The 19,639-nt window shown below is 46.3% G+C and carries 20 protein-coding genes; 8 read left to right on the plus strand and 12 right to left on the minus strand.

Going from position 1 to position 19,639, the window contains the following annotated elements; all coding sequences use genetic code 11:
• Positions 1-76: 76 nt before the first annotated feature.
• Positions 77-778 (plus strand): tRNA (guanosine(46)-N7)-methyltransferase TrmB, encoded by a 702-nt coding sequence (gene trmB, locus HUJ19_RS01660; RefSeq protein ID WP_367273950.1) that lies wholly within the window; start codon positions 77-79, stop codon positions 776-778.
• A gap of 354 nt (positions 779-1,132) precedes the next feature.
• Here the strand turns inward: trmB and HUJ19_RS01665 are convergent, their stop codons facing one another.
• The 7 genes from HUJ19_RS01665 to HUJ19_RS01695 all read right to left on the minus strand — a co-directional run bounded on the left by HUJ19_RS01665 (position 1,133) and on the right by HUJ19_RS01695 (position 7,105).
• Positions 1,133-2,176, minus strand: a complete 1,044-nt coding sequence (locus tag HUJ19_RS01665; RefSeq protein ID WP_290621842.1) for an META domain-containing protein — start codon at positions 2,174-2,176, stop codon at positions 1,133-1,135.
• A gap of 47 nt (positions 2,177-2,223) precedes the next feature.
• Positions 2,224-3,456 (minus strand): radical SAM family heme chaperone HemW, encoded by a 1,233-nt coding sequence (gene hemW / locus HUJ19_RS01670; protein ID WP_290621843.1) that lies wholly within the window; start codon positions 3,454-3,456, stop codon positions 2,224-2,226.
• 5 nt (positions 3,457-3,461) lie between these two features.
• On the minus strand, positions 3,462-4,094 hold the full coding sequence (rdgB, locus tag HUJ19_RS01675; RefSeq protein ID WP_290621844.1) for an RdgB/HAM1 family non-canonical purine NTP pyrophosphatase: 633 nt from the start codon (positions 4,092-4,094) through the stop codon (positions 3,462-3,464).
• A gap of 131 nt (positions 4,095-4,225) precedes the next feature.
• Entirely contained in the window at positions 4,226-4,675 is a 450-nt protein-coding gene (locus HUJ19_RS01680; protein ID WP_290621845.1) for a DUF4426 domain-containing protein, read from the minus strand.
• A gap of 168 nt (positions 4,676-4,843) precedes the next feature.
• Entirely contained in the window at positions 4,844-5,431 is a 588-nt protein-coding gene (locus tag HUJ19_RS01685; protein ID WP_290621846.1) for a YggT family protein, read from the minus strand.
• Between the two features lie 21 nt (positions 5,432-5,452).
• A complete protein-coding gene (gene proC / locus HUJ19_RS01690; RefSeq protein WP_290621847.1) occupies positions 5,453-6,310 on the minus strand; it encodes a pyrroline-5-carboxylate reductase in 858 nt (285 codons plus the stop codon).
• Between the two features lie 111 nt (positions 6,311-6,421).
• A complete protein-coding gene (locus HUJ19_RS01695) occupies positions 6,422-7,105 on the minus strand; it encodes a YggS family pyridoxal phosphate-dependent enzyme (protein WP_290621848.1) in 684 nt (227 codons plus the stop codon).
• 38 nt (positions 7,106-7,143) lie between these two features.
• Between HUJ19_RS01695 and HUJ19_RS01700 the strand changes: the two genes are divergently transcribed.
• Together HUJ19_RS01700 and HUJ19_RS01705 are read left to right on the plus strand one after the other, a co-directional pair.
• A complete protein-coding gene (locus HUJ19_RS01700; protein ID WP_290621849.1) occupies positions 7,144-8,178 on the plus strand; it encodes a type IV pilus twitching motility protein PilT in 1,035 nt (344 codons plus the stop codon).
• 9 nt (positions 8,179-8,187) lie between these two features.
• On the plus strand, positions 8,188-9,327 hold the full coding sequence (locus tag HUJ19_RS01705) for a PilT/PilU family type 4a pilus ATPase (protein WP_290621850.1): 1,140 nt from the start codon (positions 8,188-8,190) through the stop codon (positions 9,325-9,327).
• Between the two features lie 96 nt (positions 9,328-9,423).
• Here HUJ19_RS01705 and HUJ19_RS01710 read toward each other — a convergent pair whose 3' ends face one another.
• The 5 genes from HUJ19_RS01710 to gshB form a co-directional block, all read right to left on the minus strand.
• Entirely contained in the window at positions 9,424-11,685 is a 2,262-nt protein-coding gene (locus HUJ19_RS01710; RefSeq protein ID WP_290621851.1) for an EAL domain-containing protein, read from the minus strand.
• Between the two features lie 123 nt (positions 11,686-11,808).
• Positions 11,809-12,246 carry a Holliday junction resolvase RuvX gene (ruvX, locus tag HUJ19_RS01715; RefSeq protein ID WP_290621852.1) on the minus strand — a complete coding sequence of 146 codons (438 nt, stop codon included), beginning with the start codon at positions 12,244-12,246 and terminating at the stop codon, positions 11,809-11,811.
• Entirely contained in the window at positions 12,246-12,806 is a 561-nt protein-coding gene (locus HUJ19_RS01720) for a YqgE/AlgH family protein (RefSeq protein WP_290621854.1), read from the minus strand. Before HUJ19_RS01720 ends, ruvX begins: the two co-directional genes overlap by 1 nt.
• Before the next feature lie 47 nt (positions 12,807-12,853).
• Positions 12,854-13,777 (minus strand): energy transducer TonB, encoded by a 924-nt coding sequence (locus HUJ19_RS01725; protein ID WP_290621856.1) that lies wholly within the window; start codon positions 13,775-13,777, stop codon positions 12,854-12,856.
• A 35-nt stretch (positions 13,778-13,812) separates the two neighbouring features.
• Complete coding sequence (gene gshB / locus HUJ19_RS01730) at positions 13,813-14,760, minus strand: glutathione synthase (RefSeq protein ID WP_290621857.1); 948 nt, start codon at positions 14,758-14,760, stop codon at positions 13,813-13,815.
• A gap of 239 nt (positions 14,761-14,999) precedes the next feature.
• On the opposite strand from gshB, the gene pilG reads away from it, so the two are divergent.
• Genes pilG through HUJ19_RS01755 form a run of 5 tightly spaced genes read left to right on the plus strand, consistent with a single transcriptional unit; the run spans position 15,000 to position 19,630 of the window.
• Positions 15,000-15,398, plus strand: coding sequence for a twitching motility response regulator PilG (pilG, locus tag HUJ19_RS01735; protein WP_012800161.1), 399 nt, complete (start codon positions 15,000-15,002; stop codon positions 15,396-15,398).
• Positions 15,399-15,434: 36 nt separating this feature from the next.
• Entirely contained in the window at positions 15,435-15,800 is a 366-nt protein-coding gene (locus tag HUJ19_RS01740; RefSeq protein WP_106645784.1) for a response regulator, read from the plus strand.
• Positions 15,801-15,806: 6 nt separating this feature from the next.
• Positions 15,807-16,355 (plus strand): chemotaxis protein CheW, encoded by a 549-nt coding sequence (locus tag HUJ19_RS01745; protein WP_290621863.1) that lies wholly within the window; start codon positions 15,807-15,809, stop codon positions 16,353-16,355.
• Positions 16,356-16,397: 42 nt separating this feature from the next.
• Positions 16,398-18,740 carry a methyl-accepting chemotaxis protein gene (locus HUJ19_RS01750; RefSeq protein WP_290621864.1) on the plus strand — a complete coding sequence of 781 codons (2,343 nt, stop codon included), beginning with the start codon at positions 16,398-16,400 and terminating at the stop codon, positions 18,738-18,740.
• Between the two features lie 14 nt (positions 18,741-18,754).
• Positions 18,755-19,630 (plus strand): protein-glutamate O-methyltransferase CheR, encoded by an 876-nt coding sequence (locus tag HUJ19_RS01755; RefSeq protein ID WP_290621865.1) that lies wholly within the window; start codon positions 18,755-18,757, stop codon positions 19,628-19,630.
• Positions 19,631-19,639: the final 9 nt, after the last annotated feature.

Here is a 19,639-nt window from a genome sequence, read left to right on the forward strand (position 1 = left end):
GGCCAAAGCTAATGATGCAAAACTGAACAAAGAGTGTGCTAAAATCGCGCCAATTCCTGCAAGTCGAGACAAATCAGTGAGTTCCGAAGAAACCAAAAGTGAAAAACGAATCCGCAAAATCCGTAGTTACGTTCTGCGAGAAGGCCGTTTAACCAAAGGCCAACAGCGCGCACTGGAAGAGTTATTCCCAACCATGGGACTGGAGTTCCAGGAGCAGCCTTATGATTTTGAGGATATTTTCGGTCGCAAAGCGCCAGTGGTCTTAGAAGTTGGCTTCGGTATGGGCAAATCACTTGCAGAGCAAGCTGCCTCCGAGCGCGATAAAGACTTTATCGGCATCGAAGTACACAAACCCGGAGTTGGTGCCTGTCTGGTGCTGGCCGAAGAATACGAGTTAACCAACTTGCGTGTCATTAATCACGATGCAGTAGAAATTATTGATAAGTGTATTCCTGATAGCAGCCTCGACCGAATTCAAATCTTCTTCCCCGATCCCTGGCACAAAAAGAAACACCACAAACGTCGCATCGTGCAAACCGAGTTTTGCCAGAAGCTGCATAAAAAATTGGTTAAAGGCGGAGTCCTGCATCTGGCAACAGACTGGGAAAACTACGCTGAGCACATGCTCGAAGTATTAAACCCAATGCCAGAGTTCAAGAACTTGTCAGAGTCCGGAGATTATGTGCCTAAGCCTGACTCGCGTCCGCTGACTAAGTTTGAAGCGCGAGGACAAAAGTTAGGGCATGGGGTTTGGGATCTGATGTTTTCAGCCAAATAATTGTCTATTTTGCCGATAACTTTGTTATTTCATGATCTCAAAATCGTCATTACCCGATTTGGTAACTCCTCTTTTCGTTCATGAAATGCCGCGTTCTCGGCAAAATATCCTAATTATTGGAAGTTCATTGCGGGTAGAGTTTCTGCGTTACGCAAGCTTCGCAAAGTGCTCAGGGTCTGCCCTCTTGGGTATTGGCTATTTGCCAACTGCGCGACTCGAAGCTTGCAAGCCTTGAACTTCTAGCGAATCTCTCGGCTGAAAAGGGTGCTTAAGAATAACTTTGTTATTTCATGATCTCAAAATCGTCATTAATTTTTGAACATATTGGTCCGCCAAGGCACACCCTACTTCTGCTTATTGGATTTCTGGTTTTGCCAGCAGGCTGGCTCCCTGACTGGTATACAGAACCAGTTGGCCGCTGTCGTTAATATCAAAGCGGGTGACGTTGGCGAGATATTTGAGGAAGCTCGCTTCCTGTTCCATCAGTGCGGGGTCGCAGGCCATTAATGTGGTGGTGATGCTGCCAATTGACAGGCCTTCGCCGGTCAGGGTGTATGAGGTTGAGTAGCGATTGCAGCTGGCGACGCCTGCCAGCTGAGAGGTATTGTTGAAATTTAGCGAGATACGTGAGTCCTGCACCAGCATCTGGTCATTGATAGTCAGCACTGACCAGGGGGTTCTGGTAAGCAAAGAACTGGGCTGGCCCCCGCAACCTGTATAAGTGTCTTCTTCCTGTTGTATCGAAATTGTGTAGGGATAAGGCATGCCACTCATAGTGTCATGGCATAGCTTTTTTTCGGCGAGTAAGGTTAAAACCTTCCCATCCGCTTCGAATTGAATAGTTTTTCCTGATTCAATTAAAGGTGTGTGTGTTATGGCGGTGCGAATAGTTTTCTGGCCATAGTCTGTATTAAATTCCAGTTCGTCCTTAGTGAGGTTAAATGACCAGCCGGGTTCATTGCCTGTTGCAGTAAAGGGTAGTCTGAGATGTTTGTTGTCACTACCGGATTGTTGCACTGTGACTTTTTCACAGTTGCTGTATCGCTGGCCATTCAGCTCAAGGATGGCGCCATTAGTTTTCTGCCAGAAGCTGACATTATTGTTCTTACTGGTGTATTTGCTACCTGAGGCGCTTTCGACCAGGCTTAGCTGATAACTCTTATCTTCGATACTTAAGGTGAGGTTGTTGCCAAAAAGATCAGTCTTGACCAGCAGATGGGCGCAAATGTAGTCGGCTGAAATCTTTTGAGCGGAGAGATTCTCCGTCACTGTTTGCTCAGAGCTCTTGTTGGTAACTTTACTGATGCTTGGCTTTTTCTCTACGTCAGACTGATTGTCGCAGCTGACAATTAAGAGGGTGCTAAGCAGGCTTATGGTGGTCAATCTTGTGAAATCCATGACGAATATCCTTTTTATTGTGTTAGATCTTCGGGCTATCGTAAGTTTTAATTCAGAGATTTTATAGGAATTGAGTTGCTTTGTGCGGATTTAGTTTGTGAAGAATTGTCAATTTCTACAATAAACCGTTGCAATAACTCATTCAAAAACAGGCTGCCTTTCTCGGTAGGCTGAATCATGGTTTTGTCAGAACTGAGCAAACCATCGCCAATAGCCGTTTCAATGATAGGGGCTATGACCTGAGGCAGCAGTCCGGTCCGTTGTGAAAAATAAGCTGCTGGGACACCCTGTAAAAGACGCAAGGCATTCAGCATAAACTCAAAGGGTAGTTCATGCGAAGGAATCGGCTGGCTGGTACGAATTTTCGATACGGACTTCTGCAAATAATCTTTAGGGTGACGACTTTTGGTGGTGCGTTCAATGCGATCAAGATCGAGTCTGGTGATTTTGCCATGGGCACCAGCGCCAATGCCAAGATAATCGCCAAATTGCCAATAGTTTAAGTTGTGCTGGGAGCGGTATTGTGGCTCTTTGCTATAAGCGGAAACCTCATATTGGTGGTAACCATATTGCTTTAGCAAAGCCTGTCCCTGTTCCTGGATAGTCCACAGTGTATCGTCGACAGGTAAGGTTGGCGGCTGCTGATAAAACAGGGTGTTAGGCTCAATGGTCAGTTGATACCAGGAAATATGCTGTGGTTTTAAGTCAATCGCTGTTTGTAGATCGGCTAACGCCTGCTCAGTAGTCTGGTCAGGCAGGCCATGCATCAGATCGAGGTTAAAGGAGCGGAATCCGGCCTGATGAGCGAACTCGGCAGCGGCAATCGCCTGTTCGGGGTTATGCACCCGCCCTAGAAGCTCAAGGTGCTTAGCATTAAAGCTTTGCACACCAATCGAAAGACGATTGATGCCGGCCTGACGAAAACCGGCAAAACGTTCGGCTTCAAAAGTACCGGGATTGGCTTCCATGGTAATTTCAATATCGCCCTCAAAGGGAATGCGAGCACGCACTCCGCTGATCAACCGATCCATGCCTTCGGCCGAAAACAGACTGGGGGTGCCGCCACCGATAAAAATACTGTGCAACCGCCTTCCCCATACCAGCGGCAGCTCTTGTTCCAGATCGAGCAACAGCCTGTCGATGTATTCCTGCTCAGGAATTGCGTCCAGCCCGCCCAGTTGCTTAATGCCATGCGAATTGAAGTCGCAATAAGGGCATTTGCGAATACACCAGGGAATATGGATGTATAGGGATAAAGGAGGGTTGGTCAGGAGCGACATATTATTTATAGATTCCTGGCGGTGCGTAAAGCGGAGAGTTGTTCCATCAGGCTACGCAGTGCCTTGCCGCGATGGCTGATAGCGGCTTTCTGCTCAGCGGATAATTCGGCGGCGGCGCATTGATGCTCCGGACACCAGAACAACGGGTCATAACCAAAACCACCACTGCCTTGCTCCTGCTCTAAAATACGACCTTCCCAGCTACCCTGACAGATAATCGGTGTGGGGTCATCGGCATGCTCCATAAATACCAGAATGCATTGATAGCGGGCTGTTCGCTCAGACGTTGCTACGCCTTTGAGTTTCTCAAGCAGCAAATCGTTATTGGCCTGATCGTCAGCATTGCCCTGATGTTCGGGATCATTGAGAGTGGCAAAGCGTGCAGAGTAAATGCCCGGCATACCTTTGAGGTGATCGACTTCAATACCTGAATCATCGGCAATGGCAGGCAGGCCGGTTACCTTTGCAGCGTGGCGGGCCTTGATAATGGCGTTTTCAACAAAGGTAGTGCCCGTTTCAGGAACCTCGGAAACCTTGAGCTCTGTTTGTGGAATGATCTGGTAGTCGAAGCTGGCGAGTAGCTCGCTGAGTTCTTTAACTTTTTTGGCATTACCGGATGCCAGCACAATTTTCTGCATGAACACAATCTGATTGAGTGTCTGAAGTGGGAGATTATAACTTAAAAAGACTGCACCACTTAACTAAAAGCTCACTGGCTTGAAGAGCGGTGGCTTGATGTCAGGTGGCGCAGGGTGTTAGGAGTAGCGACTTATTCTGCGAAGAACTTTTGCTTGAAGCTGATGGTTTCGGGGCGCTCCATTCCGGGAACTTTAACCGTAAACTCAATGCTTGTGTCTTCTTCGGGACGGAACTGAAAGTCGGCAATATAGTAAATGGCTTTCTCTTCGCGAATTTCCTTAAAAGCCAGCTCACTAAACTGGGTCAGACTATTGGTAACTTTGCCCTGCACATTGGCCGGTACCGCCGGGCGCTCGGTTGGCTTGCCATCTTTATGAATTGAAACATTTAACACAGCAGTCAAACCGCTGCGAGGTATCTTATAGGTGCTGGCCACATCGGGCTGCAAAAAAGAGCTGTTAAAAGCGTTGTAATAGATAATATAGTCACCCACTTTCTTTTCAGCCGCCATTGCAGGGCTTGCAAGCAAACTAGCCGTGACAATAAACAAAAAAATGAGACTTGAGATTCTGGTGTTCATAATGACCTCCAATATTCCCTGGATGATGAGGCTTTCAGTTGAGAAAACCTGTCAAAGTTCTGCTTTAAAGCTCTAGTTTAATACAATAATAGCGGTGGATCATTGAAGAGTTGCCCGAATGCTTAAAAAACACCCGGGCAATATGACGGAAAAGGTCGAAGATGTGGCTTATTGGCCGAGCAGGCTGACGCCGAAGTTATACAGAATGCCCTGCAGGAAAAATAATCCGACGAGAACTATCATTGGTGAGAGATCAATAGTGCCACCCAGTGGTGGAATGATGCGCTGAATTGGGCGCAAAATGGGGCGAGTTACCTGCGCCAGAAAAACCAGACCTGGATTGTAGCGGCCACCACTCATAAAGCTGGCAATCATTAAACCAATGAACAGAATCAGCAACAGGTTTGAAATCACCATAAACAGGCCAGAAATAGGCCCCAGTCCAACCAATATCAGGAACAGCATGACCGGCGGTTTTAGCATGGCTGCATCGGCTTCAGACAGGAAATAATATTTGAATATAAAAATCTTGGCTGTGATGAGAACTAAGGCAAAGGAAAAACCCGCAAGGTTAAATTTTCCCAGATCCGGTAGCACCGTGCGTAGCGGGTTAATGATAGGTGCTGTAAATTTGTGGATAAATTGCGCGATAGGGTTAAAAAAATCGGCGCTTCCCAGTTGCAGCAGGACTCTTAACAGAAAGACCATGGCAAACAGGTTGATAACATATTCAACAATAGTAAATACAGGGTTCATGCGTCAGGATTCTCAATAAAATCAATCGTTGTCAGGCTGGCTGGCGATTTCGGCCAGTTCTTTGCCGCGCACCACGGAGGCATTAATGGCTTTGGCTATCAGGTCGGGAAGTCCACCGTCATTGAGCACATCGAGTGCCGCGGCAGTGGTGCCACCCGGAGAAGTAACATTGCGGCGCAACTGACTGATTTCAAGCTCCGCGTTGTCCTGAACCATGCGCGCAGCACCAAGTGCAGTCTGCGCTGCCAGTTGGCGGGCGGTTTGTTCAGGAAGGCCTTGCTCAATAGCCGCTGCGACCACTGACTCCATATACAAAAAGTAATGGGCTGGGCCGCTACCGGAAACGGCGGTGACCAGATCCATTTGTGATTCATCATCGACCCAGACACTTAGGCCTACAGCGTCGAAAATTGCGGTTGCAGCTGCTTTATGCTGCTCGCTGGTATGTTGATTGGCGAATAAGCCGGTAGCGCCAGCGCCAATCAGTGATGGAGTGTTGGGCATGGATCGGATGACCGGTAAAGGCTTACCCAGCAGTTGTTCAATTGTCTGGCAGGCAACGCCGGCGGCAACCGAAATTACGCAGCAATTTAAGTCCAGTGCTTGCAATGGTTTGCAAGCGAGAGCCATCTTCTGCGGTTTAACTGACAGCAATAGATAGTCAACGTTTTCGGCAACATAGCCATTGTCGTTGCTGGTATTCAGATCGGGATAACGTTCCAGTAATGCATCCAGCTTGCCCTGGCTTGGGTTGCTGATATAAATCTGATTTGCGGGAAGGCCGGACTGGATCAGACCGCCAAGAATACTGGCCGCCATATTACCGGCGCCGATAAAACCAATTTTTGCATTTGCTATAGCTTGAATTGCGTCAGACATGAGTACCTTATTTGTTTAAATCAAAATGGGTTGGAGAATTATGAGCTCGAAAAGTGCGCATAGCATAGCAAAGGCTGGCCTGACTGGCTATTTTACGGGCCTGCAGGCGTTTTAATCGCGCTGGCCGAAGATGGCGGTGCCTAACCTGATCATGGTGCTGCCAGCTAAAATTGCCTGTTCAAAGTCACCGGACATGCCCATCGACAGGGTGTCAATGTGAGGATATTGGTTCTGTAGCTCCTGATAAAGCTGATAAATCTGCTCAAATTGAGCATATTGAGCCTGCGCATCGGTTTGCTTGGGTGGAATTGCCATCAATCCGCGCAACCTTAATCGCGGCAGCTGCAAAATGGCCTCAGCGAGTTGTTTGCACGCAGCAGCATCAACGCCTGCTTTCTGGCCTTCACCAAATAGATTAACCTGAATCAGCACATTAAGCGGCGCTTGACTGTCAGCGCGATGCTGATTGAGCTTATCGGCCACTTTCAGGCGATCGACACTTTGTACCCAATCAAAATGCTGCGCAATGTCTTTGCACTTGCGACTTTGAATGGCACCAATCATGTGCCAATTAATGTCCAGATCTGACAATTGAGAAATTTTATTGAGCGCTTCTTGCACCTGGTTCTCACCGAAATCGCGCTGACCAGCAGCATAAGCTTCGCGGATGCTGTCCGCAGGATGTCTTTTACTGACAGCGACTAATCGCACATTGTGTTTAAAAATCCGTCGCTTAGCACAGGTTTTTACGATTTGTAGTTGCAGATCTGCAAGATGAGAGGCTATCCTAGACATATTATTAAAACGCAATTATCAGGTGTGGGGTCTAACATATGGATATTACAGAGCTTTTAGCTTTCAGTGTAAAGAATAATGCATCGGATTTGCATATTTCTGCGGGTATGCCGCCGCTTATTCGTGTTGATGGTGACATTCGTCGAATCAATGTACCACCATTGGAAGACAAGGAAGTACACTCGCTAATCTACGATATCATGAACGACAAGCAGCGTAAGGATTATGAAGAATTCCTCGAAGCTGACTTCTCATTCGAACTTAAAGATTTAGCCCGTTTCCGTGTAAACGCCTTCGTGCAAAACCGTGGTCGTGCTGCGGTATTTCGTACTATTCCTTCTCGCGTACTGACTCTTGAAGAGTTAAACGCACCGAAAATTTTCCAGGATATTTCATTAGAGCCTCGTGGCCTGGTGTTGGTAACAGGGCCAACCGGTTCCGGTAAATCAACCACTCTTGCCGGCATGATCGATTATGTGAATGAAAATAAACATGATCACATTCTGACCATTGAGGACCCGATCGAGTTTGTTCACGAAAGTAAGAAATGTCTGGTTAACCAGCGTGAGGTTCATCGTGATACCCACAGCTTCTCAAATGCATTGCGCTCGGCGTTACGTGAAGACCCAGACATCATTCTGGTTGGTGAGATGCGTGACCTTGAGACTATTCGCTTAGCGTTAACAGCGGCAGAAACCGGTCACCTGGTGTTTGGTACACTGCATACAACCTCTGCGGCAAAAACCATTGACCGTGTGATTGACGTATTCCCGGCTGGTGAGAAAGCGATGGTTCGCTCCATGTTATCGGAGTCCTTGCAGGCGGTTATCGCGCAGACCCTGTTGAAGAAAAATGGTGGTGGTCGTGTCGCAGCACATGAAATTCTGGTGGGTACGCCAGCAATTCGTAACCTGATTCGTGAAGATAAGGTTGCGCAGATGTATTCAGCTATGCAGACAGGTCTGTCGCTGGGTATGCAGACGCTGGATCACAGCTTAAAGCAATTGGTTAGTAAAGGTATTGTGTCGCGTACCGATGCACGTATGAAAGCCAAGAACAAAGAAGAGTTCTAGGAGTCGCTAATGGATATCAATCCACTGTTAAAAGCCTTGATGGAACACAAGGGGTCGGACTTATTTATCACAGTTCACCGTCCGCCCTGTATTAAAATTAACGGGCAGATTCGTCCGGTTACTAAAAGCATGTTGACGCCGGCACAGGTGGAAGCACTGATTCACTCTTCAATGACTGAAAAGCAGATGAAGGAATTTGAAGAGAAGAAAGAGTGTCAATATGCAATCAGTGTTGAAAATATTGGCCGTTTCCGTGCCAGTGCTTTTTATCAGCGTAATCAGCCTGGGCTGGTGGTGCGTCGTATTGAAACCAAGATCCCAACCACTGAAGAATTAAAAATCCCTAACATCCTCAATGAGCTGGCGATGAAAAAGCGTGGGATTATTATTTTCGTGGGCGCAACCGGTACCGGTAAATCAACCTCATTGGCCGCCATGATCGGTTATCGCAACCGTAACTCAGCGGGACACATCATCAGTATTGAGGATCCGATCGAGTATGTGCATCGTCATGATAAATGCATCATTACCCAGCGCGAGGTGGGCATTGATACTGAGTCATTTGAAACGGCACTGAAAAATACACTGCGTCAGGCGCCAGATGTGATTCTGATTGGTGAGGTTCGAAGCAAGGAAACCATGTCTAACGCGATTACCTTCGCGGAAACGGGTCACCTGTGCCTATGTACCCTACACGCCAACAACGCGAACCAGGCAATTGACCGTATCCTGCACTTCTTCCCGAAAGAAGAGCACTCACGGGTGTTGATGGATTTGTCACTGAACACGCGCGCGATTATCGCTCAGCAGCTGGTGCCAACCAAAGATGGTAAAGGCCGTCGTGCAGCGATTGAGATTCTGATCAATACACCATTGATTTCGGATCATATTCGCAAAGGTGAAGTTCACCTGTTAAAAGAGTTAATGGCCCGCTCCAGAGAGCTTGGCATGCAGACCTTTGACCAGGCGCTGTTCGATCTTTATGTCGAGGGCGAAATCAGTTATGAAGATGCTCTGCTATACGCTGATTCTGCGAATGACCTGCGTCTGAAAATTAAACTGCATGAAAAGGATGCCGATTCATTGACAGAAAGTACCGATGGACTACAGGTTGAGATGGATGATGACCGAAGCAATCGTATGTTCTAGCAGTTAGTTATTCATCAGTAAGAGATATCGAGGCCAGCGTAACAGCTGGCCTTTTTTTAGACTTTTGTTGCTTTGTTTTTGCGGCTTTTGAATAAGTTACTGAGTTATGAGTTTCTTGTGTTGTTTATGCAAATTCCATTTGTCGACAAACTCAAACAATTCATCCACAGTTAAAGGCTTGCTGAATAAGTACCCCTGAATCTGATAACAACCATGCTGCTTAAGCAGCTCTAATTGCTCTTTTGTTTCAACCCCTTCGGCAACGACCTTTAACTCAAATTCCTTTCCGATATCAATGATTGCCTTACTCAAGGCGAGATCTGACTGACTATCGGGTAAGGACTTAATAAAGGTACGATCAATCTTGATGGTATCAACCGGAAGATACTTTAAATAGGTTAAAGAAGAATAACCGGTACCAAAGTCATCAATGGCGATCGAGATACCATGGTTGCGCATGATTTGCAGGGGATTGTCACCATCAGAAAATAGCTCCAGTGAAATATGCTCTGTAATTTCTATCTGCAGCAGTTCTGCAGGGATATTATAGCTTTTCAGCAGCTGGAAAAATTGTTTGATAAAGACTGGGTCATGCAGATTGAGACTCGACAGGTTGATTGCAAAACGAGGCACCGGCAACCGTGATTTCAACCAGGCATTAATGTAACTAAACAGTGCATGGAGTAGCCAGATGGACAGCTTGCGAATGAGGTGATGCTTTTCTGCCAGCGGTATGAAAATTTGCGGTGAGATTGATTTGTTTAGGCTGTTGGAATACCAGCGGGTAAACACCTCGACGCCTGTTATCTTATTGCTGGAACAGTCAATCTGAGGCTGAAAAACCAGTGAAAGCTCATCATTTTGCAGGGCATTGTGAAAAGCCTGAATCAGCTCGGACTCGGTAGCTAGTTGCTTGATGACATTATTGTGATACTGGGTGTAGTGTGAGCTGGAATTTTGTAGAGTGGAAAGTGCCATATTGGCCTTATGAATAATATCAAAGACTCCACCGTCTTCTGGATAACGGGCACTGGCAAGATTTATTGCCGATAAAATGGTGTGCTGCTCCTGATTCTCATCCTCGATATGAAAAGGTGCATTGAGCACTGTCTCCAGATGCTGTAAGCGACGCTCAACAAAAGTATTGTTGGGAGAGTTGAGGAAGGGCACAAAGAGAGCAATCTGATCGTGTGACACTGAACCAACAATATAATCACGGACAAAACTGTTTTTTATCCGTCTTAGAGTTTTACGCTGAATGTCCAGCACCACCTCCTGCGAATAGCTGGATAGCAGAGAAGACATATCCTTGAAATGAATCAAAATACACAGGCCATGTTTCAGATTCGACAGCGTCAGCTTATGCATCTGTTCAATAAAGGTATTCTTATTTGGCAAATCAGTGTGATAGTCAGTCTGAATTTTGCGCAAAATTGGTTTGTAGATCCGGCGCGCGTAAATCTTCTGCAACAGGATTGTAGTCAGGGCGATAGCCAGGAACAGCAATAAGATGTTAGTCAGGCTGTGGTAAACAGGAGTGAGTAAAACGTCTTTGTCGACTTCCGCACTAAGCCACCAGTTCACGTGTTGCAGGGGATAAAACACAATGATCGAGGATTCACCGGTAAACTCGGTGACTGATGTGGCGCTTAAGGTGTTGCGTAACTCATCTCGACTGAGGCTATTAGAAAAGAACTCTGCCGGGGTTTGATCACTATCAGGATCGATAGGTCTTAATATTGCATCGCCATTACTTTTAATGAGGTTGAACTGACCGTTGTAGCTGACAGGGGTGGATAAAATCTTTTGGTGAATATCATTAAAACTGACATCACCGGTTACTACGCCATAGAACTGTTCATCTCTGATAATCGGTGCAGTAAATGCCAGGTAAGTGGTTGTGTAGTCATCAACGCCAAGGTAAGGCTCGGAAATAGTCGGCTCCATGGCCTGTTTTCCTTCGCGATACCAGGGGCGAAGTCGCGGGTCAAAGCCATCAGGTAGCGGCCAGGGATTTGAAATGTAGTAGCCATTTTCCAGACCATAGCCTAAGTACTGTAATAACCCAGTTGCGGCAATGCGTTCAAAGTATACCTGGGGAATTGATTCGCGCTGGTCGGGAGATTTATTCGCAATCTCGTTAGCTAATCCAGTAACAAGACCTAACCTTGAGGACATCCATTCGTCAAGGGTGTTGCCAGTTAGTTCGGATTGATGGGTCAGCTGTTGAAGCGCATTGTCGATAAGCTGATCGCGTTGTGCAAAGTAGCTAAAGGCAGCAAAAATGACAAAGTTAATCCACAGGAGCGCTAAAAAGCTCCACAGCAACTTTTGGTCATTTGAGAGTTTACGCAGCATTAATCCCTGTGCTTGCTCCTTATCAGTTTTGTATCAGCAAGAGTATCCGTCAAGCGGTGCTCATTTTATAACCAGCTTCGTCCTGATTATAGGCAGGTTTGTGCTGTATTGACAAATATCAAGTCAGGCAGACTGATGCTGTTCAAAGAAGCCTTTAAGAATAAGTTCTGCAGCGTAGGCATCAATCGGTTGCTGTTTAAGCTTTTTGTAGCCGCCCATTTCAAACAAGTAGTCTTTAACTTCGGCAGAACTTAAGCGCTCATCATGCAGGTAGGCTGGCAGACCAAAGCGGCCATGCAGCCGATCAGCAAATTTACGCGCTTTTTGCGTAACAAGTTGTTCGCTGTCATCCATGTTTAAGGGCAGGCCAACCACGAAGGCTTCAACGCGCCACTCCTTGATCAGCTTTTCAACCAATGCCCAATCTGGCTGGTCGTTGCTGACATCAAGCACGGTCAGCGCCTGGCTCGACATCTGAGAGCGTAGACCGGTAGCTACACCGAGACGTTTTTCACCAAAGTCGAAGCATAGATAACGTTGGGCATCGGTCAATTGCGTCATCAGGCATGCCCATCCTGTTCGGATATTTGAGTCCAGTCGATGCCAAGAAGCTGAGTGGCCTTGAGCCAGCGTTCTTCAGGACGGGTTCTGAAAATAATATCCTTATCTGCGGGAGCAAATAGCCAGGAATTTTCTTCGATTTCCTTTTCCAGCTGTCCTTCTTCCCAGCCAGCATATCCAAGAGTAATAACAACATCCTCTGGGCCCTGTCGCTTGGCAATGGCTTTTAGAATATCTTCGGAAGTGGAAAGCGCAATATCGTTGCTGATAGCTAAAGAGGATTCCCAGTTACCAAGCGGACTATGCAGAATAAAGCCTCGTTCACGATCCACTGGGCCACCGGCTAGTAAAACACGGCTATCGATATTGTCTTCTGTTTCAATATTGAGGTGCTTAAACAGCTCATCATAAGTGGCTTCCAGCGGCAGGCTCAGGACCAGCCCCAGCGCACCTTGCTCATTATGCTCGCAAACGTAGGTTACGCTACGCGAAAAAAAAGGGTCATGCAGACTAGGCATGGCAACAAGCAGATGATTGGCTAGAGATTGAATTGCTTCCATGTGCAAACTATCGCAAAAAATTAGGAGTGATTGATGTGTCTATTGTATCAATTTCTGGTATTTAAGCTATTGTCCGGTTTGAACTGCCAGGTACGAACAATTTCCAGAATATCAGTATTGTGACGAATGGATTCCGGCAATGGTTCGAACGGTGCTGACAGGCGAACAATATCAAGTGCCGCCTGATCAAGAATCTTTTCGCCAGAGGTTCTTAAAATGACAACATCGAGCAGACTACCGTCTTTATCAATACTGACCTTTAAAGTGAGGCTGCCATAAATACCGAGTCGTTTGGCCTGCTCCGGGTAATGCAGATTACCGACCTGCTCAACTTTCTTGCGCCACAGCTCTAGATACTCGGCATCGGCGGGGGATTCATAGATGGCGGCGGAAATCTGACGTTTCTTAATACCCCGAGTTTGCAGCTGATTGACCACATCCTGCTCAAGATTGTACTGCTCAAGCATTTCTGGTGGAGGAGTGATCTCTGTTGGCTTATTGACCTGATCAGGGGTATTTTGTTCGCTGTCTTCAGTCTCAACCGGTTGTTCGACCAACTGTTGTGAATCATCGCTGGTCACCAGCTGTAAAGTCTGCTGAGACTGGTGCTGTTCAGGAACCAGCTCCAGCGAGGGCATGTCGGTTTGGCCTTCGATATTCTTGAAGTGTTCGAGTTTAGTGGTGGCGCGCTCTGCGGTTTCGGACTCACCAGCGCCTTGCTGGTTGGTCTGGCCGACAAAGTCTGCCTTGTCTGGAGGATCAATGCTTTCGCGCTGAGCAAGGGTTACATCCAGCGCAATTGGTATCTGGCTCGGCTCAGACTCAGGTAACACAAAGCGCACTCCCAGGAACAGCAACAGGTGGAAACAGATAGCCAGAAACAGGGTGAACTTAAGGCGGTCACCATCTTTGACTGGGGATTGGTTGAGCTTAACCAGCTCTTTTTGTGGCGGTTGTGCGACCTGACTCATGGGTTTGTATTTATCCGCAAGCTATCTGACTGCTATTATGTAATCTTCTGCTCGAGAGCTTCAAACAGCTTGGCAGCGATATTGATATCATACTCTTTGTCCAATTCTCTCATACAAGTTGGGCTGGTAACGTTTATTTCGGTCACATAGTTACCAATTACATCCAGACCAACAAAATAGAGGCCACGTTTAACCAGCTCCGGAGCAATGGTCTCAGCAAGTGCCTGCTCCTGCTTACTGATCGGCATCGGCACGCCGCTGCCGCCGGCAGCCAGGTTACCACGAGTTTCGCCCTTTTGCGGGATTCGGGCAAGTACGTAAGGAATGACTTCGCCATTAACCACCAGAATACGCTTGTCGCCAGCAGTGATTTCGGGGATAAAGCGCTGAGCCATAGTCAGGCGACGCCCGCCTTCAGTCAGGGTTTCGATAATGACGGAAGTGTTGGGATCGTCCTGTTTAATTCGAAATATCGACGCTCCGCCCATACCATCGAGCGGCTTGAGAATGACGTCTTTTTGTTCGACAACAAACTGCTTTAAAAGCCGGGCATTAGAGGTCACCAGAGTGGGTGGTGTCAGCTCAGGAAACCAGGCGGTAAAGAGTTTCTCATTACAATCTCTAAGGCTTCTGGGGTTGTTGACTACAAGGGTTCCTTGCTGTTCAGCCAGCTCCAGCAAGTAGGTACTGTAAATATAATTCATGTCAAAAGGCGGATCTTTACGCATGAAGACCGCGCCGAACCGATGCAGGCTTTTTTGTTCGCTTGCCTCGACTTCAAACCATTTGTCAGGGTTGTTGAAAACCCGCAGCGACTGACAGTTGGCGCGTACTTCGCCCTGATCAAGATAGAGATCTTTTTGCTGGCAATAATACAGATCCCAGCCGCGACGCTGCGCTTCTAGCAATAGACCGAAACTGGTATCTTTGACGATATTAATCTGGTCAATGGGATCCATGACCATTAAAAGAGAATGTGGCATAAAAGAAAAAGCATGTGGTTTAATAATAAGTTATCATGAAGCATTAACCAGCAAAACCTTTATTCTCAACAGAAAAAGGTTGCATGGATTCAGCAACAGAATTAGTCTGAAAATGTGAACTGTTTTGCGACTTCTTGACTTTTATGATAAAAGGTAAGTAGAAATCTAAAAAAAAGTTGAAGAAAAGGCGCTAACTCTTTATTAAATAGTGAATTTTCGCTGTTCATAGGTAGCCATACATGAGTGATTTGTTCAAAGGTTTGAAAGTGATGGTGGTGGACGATAGTAAAACTATTCGTCGTACCGCTGAGACGCTTTTGAAAAAGCAGGGATGTGATGTCGTAACCGGCGTAGATGGATATGACGCTTTATCCAAGATCGCCGACTATAAGCCGGATATCATTTTTATCGATATTATGATGCCTCGCCTTGACGGGTATCAAACCTGTGCACTTGTTAAAAGTAACCAGAATTTCAAGAGTACCCCAATCATCATGCTGTCCAGTAAAGATGGGGTTTTCGATAAGGCCAAAGGTCGAGTAGTCGGTTCCGATAACTATTTGACTAAGCCATTTAGTCGTGACGAATTATTAAACGCCATATCCCAGCAGTTGCAAAACAAACCGGCTGTGGCTTGATTAAGAATTAAAGATTTTAAAGAGAGGTAATTTATAATGGCGCGTGTACTTATTGTTGACGATTCTCCAACAGAAGCACATATTTTAACCGGTATGCTGGAGAAGAATGGGCATCAGGTTATTACGGCTCCTGATGGTGAGTCGGGTATTGTTTCAGCAAAGGCTAACCATCCTGATGTTATTTTAATGGATGTAGTGATGCCGGGCCTTAATGGTTTCCAGGCGACACGTCAATTGAAGAAAGACCCATCAACCTCTTCTATTCCAATCATTATCGTATCCACAAAGTCACAGGCAACAGACCGAGTCTGGGGTATGCGTCAGGGCGCCAATGATTACATTACTAAGCCTGTAGATGAAGCCTCTTTATTAGAGTCAGTGAACAACGTTTTAGGATCATAACCTCTTATGTCTGGAACTGATGCGACCAATATTGTTGGCATACTTGCCGACATAGCAGAACGTAGTCAGAAACATCGCGATTCGCTACCACAGCATGATGTTAGTGGTGGCGCTTTTTATAGTGGGGTTGGTTTTATGCTTAATGGCGTGAACTATCTGGCTCCGTTGGATGAAATTTCTGAAATTATTCCTGTACCTAGCACAACTAAAGTGCCGGGAGCCAAAACTTGGCTCAAAGGCGTTGCCAACTTGCGCGGTGTATTGCTGGCGCTAGTAGATTTGCAGGAGTATCTGGGTCGCCCAAGTTCCAGAAACGTATTGAAACAACGAGTTTTGGTGCTTGATCAGCAAGGGTCTTATCTAGGGCTGATTGTTGATGAAGTGCGTGGCCTGCATCACTTTGAAGAGGATGAGCAGGTCGAAGGCAGTTTGACTGCCGATGCAGTTATTGCTCCTTACATTGTGGGGGGCTTTGAACGAAACGGGGAGTTATGGCGGGTTTTTGGGATGAAGGAGTTATCGGAAAGTCCGGAACTTCACCAGGTCGCTGTGTAAATTTTACAACAATATGAAGTCTAGATGTCTCGGGAGCAACCTATGAGTGAGACCAAAAAGAAGATGAAGAAAGCTAGCCGATCAGGGATCGGTGTTTATGCTTTTTTATTAGTCATTGTCTTGATCGCGCTAGCGGTTAATGCAGGTTATGGTTTCTTAGAAAGTCAGAACCGTATTCAGCGAACAGAGCTTGCGTCTGAAATGAAGGTATTGTCGCAACAGATTGCGACGAATGCTTCAGAAGCGGCGCAGGGTACCCAGTCAGCATTTGCTGAGTTGGATGCGGCGACTAAGCAGTTCAGTGGTAATTTACGTAAGTTGAATGATGGGGAGGGGGTTACCAACTTGCCTCCGGCACCGGCCAATGTACGTAATAATGAACTGAAAGCTCTTGAGAACTTGTGGCGTGAAGTTGAACCGCAAACTCAAGCTATCCTGGCAAACCAGGAAGTGGTAAACCGCATGTACACTAATGCGGATGAGTTGGCAGAACAAATTCCGACCATGCAACGTCAGTATGACAGTGTGATTGATATACTGCTTGATAATCGCGCCGATGGTGAAGAAGTTCACCAGGCGACCAGACAAAAATGGTTGGCCGAGCGTATTTCATCAGGCATGCAGAAAGTCCTGCGTGGTGGTGAAGAAGCACAGATTGCAGCAGAAGACTTCGGTCAGGACGTTGATACTTTCGGCGTTTATCTGGAAGGTCAGTTAAATGGTGATGCATTACTTGAGATACGACGTGTGAACAATCCCGAGGCACGCGCGGCTCTTGAAGCCATTGTAGACGAGTTCCAGAGCGTCAGTGAAAAAGTAGACTATATTGTTTTCAGTACACCAAAACTGTTTGAAGTACAGAATGCATCGGATTCAATCTACGGTTCAGCTGATGCCTTATTGGGTAGTACCACTAATGTAGAAGCAGCGTTTGCCGCAATGACTACCAGCTTCACGGAGCCGGGTAGCCCATACATTTCCGGTGCACTGTTTGTTCTTATCTTACTATTGTTAGTCGGCATGTACGCCAACCAGCGTAAAGCAGAGAAAGTTCGTTTACGTGAATCAGAGATCGCAGCAGAGCGTGAGAAAGAAGAAAATGCACGAAACCAGGAAGCGATTATTCGTCTTCTGGATGAGATTGATAGCTTGGCAGATGGTGACTTGACAGTAAAAGCGACCGTAACCGAGGACTTCACGGGGGCGATTGCTGACTCATTCAACTTAACCATTGACCAGTTGCGTGGTGTGGTAGGTGCGATTAACGAAGCGGTTGATCAGGTATCTAAATCTGCAGAAGAAACGCAGCAGACATCGACAGCACTGGCCGAAGCATCTCGCCAACAGGCGCAGGAAATTACCGGAGCTTCAGCAGCGATTAACGAAATGGCTGTTTCTATTGAGCAGGTATCTGCCAACGCATCTGAGTCTTCTCAGGTTGCGGAAAAATCGGTGGAAATTGCGAAGAAGGGTGGTGAAGTTGTACGAAACACTATCCGAGGCATGGATACCATTCGTGAGCAGATTCAGGAAACATCGAAACGTATTAAACGTCTGGGTGAATCATCGCAAGAGATTGGTAACATCGTATCCTTGATTAACGATATTGCTGACCAGACAAATATCCTGGCATTGAACGCGGCGATTCAGGCATCGGCAGCGGGCGAAGCCGGTCGTGGTTTCGCGGTGGTTGCGGATGAGGTTCAGCGACTGGCAGAACGTTCATCTAATGCGACAAAACAGATTGAAGCACTGGTAAAAACGATTCAGACGGATACCAACGAAGCGGTAATCTCGATGGAAGATACCACTTCTGAGGTTGTTCGAGGTGCTCGATTAGCGCAAGACGCGGGTGTGGCGCTGGAAGAAATTGAAACAGTATCTACTAACCTGGCGGACTTGATTCAGAGCATTTCGAATGCGGCGCGTCAACAGGCCGCTTCAGCAGGTCATGTATCCAATACGATGACCGTTATTCAGGAGATTACAACGCAAACTTCTGAAGGTACGCAGGAAACAGCGCGCTCGATTGGTAAGTTGACTGAGTTGTCAGAAGATCTTCGTCGTTCGGTATCTGGTTTCAAATTGGATTCTACCAATGATGATTACTTCCGCGGTGATGATGTCACTGTTGCTGAGGATGATTCAGAAGAAAGCTTTGAGAATATGTTCGATGATATCGAAGAGTCAGAAGAGTCTTCAGATAGTGAATTGAATGAATCTCTTGAATCATTGAATGAAGAAACTGAAGAACTTGAAGATGCAAATAATGATTTGCAGGAATCTAGCGATGAGCTTGAAGATTTCTTGAAAGAAGCTGGTGAAAGTCTTGAGGAACTAGACGAAGATATCTTCCTGGAAGATGACTCTAAAAAGAAAGACTAATCGCGGGCCACTAGTTGAAACATAGCTCTTTAACTCATGTTCCTGATATGGAGACTGCCACCTTTGAGCGCTGGCAGTCTCTAATTAGAAAGTATTCAGGAATCTGGATTCCGGCTAATAGACAGCTTTTTTTAAAAACCAGTTTATTAAAACGAATTAGAGATCTGAATCTTAAGGACTATGACGAATATTATTTGAGGCTACAGGATAAAAACTGGGCTTCATTAGAATGGTTTCAATTGATTGATGCATTGACCATTCACGAAACGAGTTTCTTTAGACACAAAGAGTCGTTTGATTTAGTACAGCATGTTTGTCAACAAAAAATCATACAGTCAGCTAATTCTAACAGTGATTGTAATGTACAAATCTGGAGCGTTGGCTGCTCAACTGGCGAAGAGCCATATAGCTTGGCAATTGCTCTGGAAGAGTTAAGCTTGAACTCGTTGACAGAAAAAGGATTACGATTCTATTACGGTATAACTGGAATAGATATTAGCTATCCAGCGCTGAGTGCAGCAAGACGCGCAATCTACAGCGATAGAAAATTACACATGATGTCGCCAGATATTCAGGCATCATATTTTAATCGTCATGATAGTCGGCACTGGCGAGTAAAAGAACATATTCGTAATCGAGTATTGTTCTTACAGGGAAATCTCAATGAAATTGGGAATTCACCAAAGCGAAATTATGACGTCATATTTTGTCAGAACGTACTGATTTATTTTCGCCCAGAAGATCGAATTAAGATCTTGGAAGGTTTGGTCGATAGATTGATTCCGGGCGGCGTATTGATATTAGGACTGGGTGAAATTATTAATTGGAAACACCCGGAGCTGGTACGGATTGACGAGAAAAACTGTTTGGCATATCAGCGGCAGCTATAGCTACAAAAA

The organism is Kangiella sp. (assembly GCF_014762745.1).
GTDB lineage: Bacteria > Pseudomonadota > Gammaproteobacteria > Enterobacterales > Kangiellaceae > Kangiella.

Coding starts and splice junctions, on each gene's coding strand:
- rdgB (WP_290621844.1), bottom strand. CDS start 4,094: ATGCAGAAAATTGTGCTGGCATCCGGTAATGCCAAAAAAGTTAAAGAA.
- HUJ19_RS01740 (WP_106645784.1), top strand. CDS start 15,435: ATGGCGCGTGTACTTATTGTTGACGATTCTCCAACAGAAGCACATATT.
- HUJ19_RS01685 (WP_290621846.1), bottom strand. CDS start 5,431: ATGAACCCTGTATTTACTATTGTTGAATATGTTATCAACCTGTTTGCC.
- pilG (WP_012800161.1), top strand. CDS start 15,000: ATGAGTGATTTGTTCAAAGGTTTGAAAGTGATGGTGGTGGACGATAGT.
- gshB (WP_290621857.1), bottom strand. CDS start 14,760: ATGCCACATTCTCTTTTAATGGTCATGGATCCCATTGACCAGATTAAT.
- ruvX (WP_290621852.1), bottom strand. CDS start 12,246: ATGACGCAATTGACCGATGCCCAACGTTATCTATGCTTCGACTTTGGT.
- HUJ19_RS01695 (WP_290621848.1), bottom strand. CDS start 7,105: ATGTCTAGGATAGCCTCTCATCTTGCAGATCTGCAACTACAAATCGTA.
- hemW (WP_290621843.1), bottom strand. CDS start 3,456: ATGTCGCTCCTGACCAACCCTCCTTTATCCCTATACATCCATATTCCC.
- HUJ19_RS01720 (WP_290621854.1), bottom strand. CDS start 12,806: ATGGAAGCAATTCAATCTCTAGCCAATCATCTGCTTGTTGCCATGCCT.
- HUJ19_RS01750 (WP_290621864.1), top strand. CDS start 16,398: ATGAGTGAGACCAAAAAGAAGATGAAGAAAGCTAGCCGATCAGGGATC.
- HUJ19_RS01710 (WP_290621851.1), bottom strand. CDS start 11,685: ATGCTGCGTAAACTCTCAAATGACCAAAAGTTGCTGTGGAGCTTTTTA.
- HUJ19_RS01700 (WP_290621849.1), top strand. CDS start 7,144: ATGGATATTACAGAGCTTTTAGCTTTCAGTGTAAAGAATAATGCATCG.
- HUJ19_RS01665 (WP_290621842.1), bottom strand. CDS start 2,176: ATGGATTTCACAAGATTGACCACCATAAGCCTGCTTAGCACCCTCTTA.
- HUJ19_RS01680 (WP_290621845.1), bottom strand. CDS start 4,675: ATGAACACCAGAATCTCAAGTCTCATTTTTTTGTTTATTGTCACGGCT.
- HUJ19_RS01725 (WP_290621856.1), bottom strand. CDS start 13,777: ATGAGTCAGGTCGCACAACCGCCACAAAAAGAGCTGGTTAAGCTCAAC.
- HUJ19_RS01705 (WP_290621850.1), top strand. CDS start 8,188: ATGGATATCAATCCACTGTTAAAAGCCTTGATGGAACACAAGGGGTCG.
- proC (WP_290621847.1), bottom strand. CDS start 6,310: ATGTCTGACGCAATTCAAGCTATAGCAAATGCAAAAATTGGTTTTATC.
- HUJ19_RS01745 (WP_290621863.1), top strand. CDS start 15,807: ATGTCTGGAACTGATGCGACCAATATTGTTGGCATACTTGCCGACATA.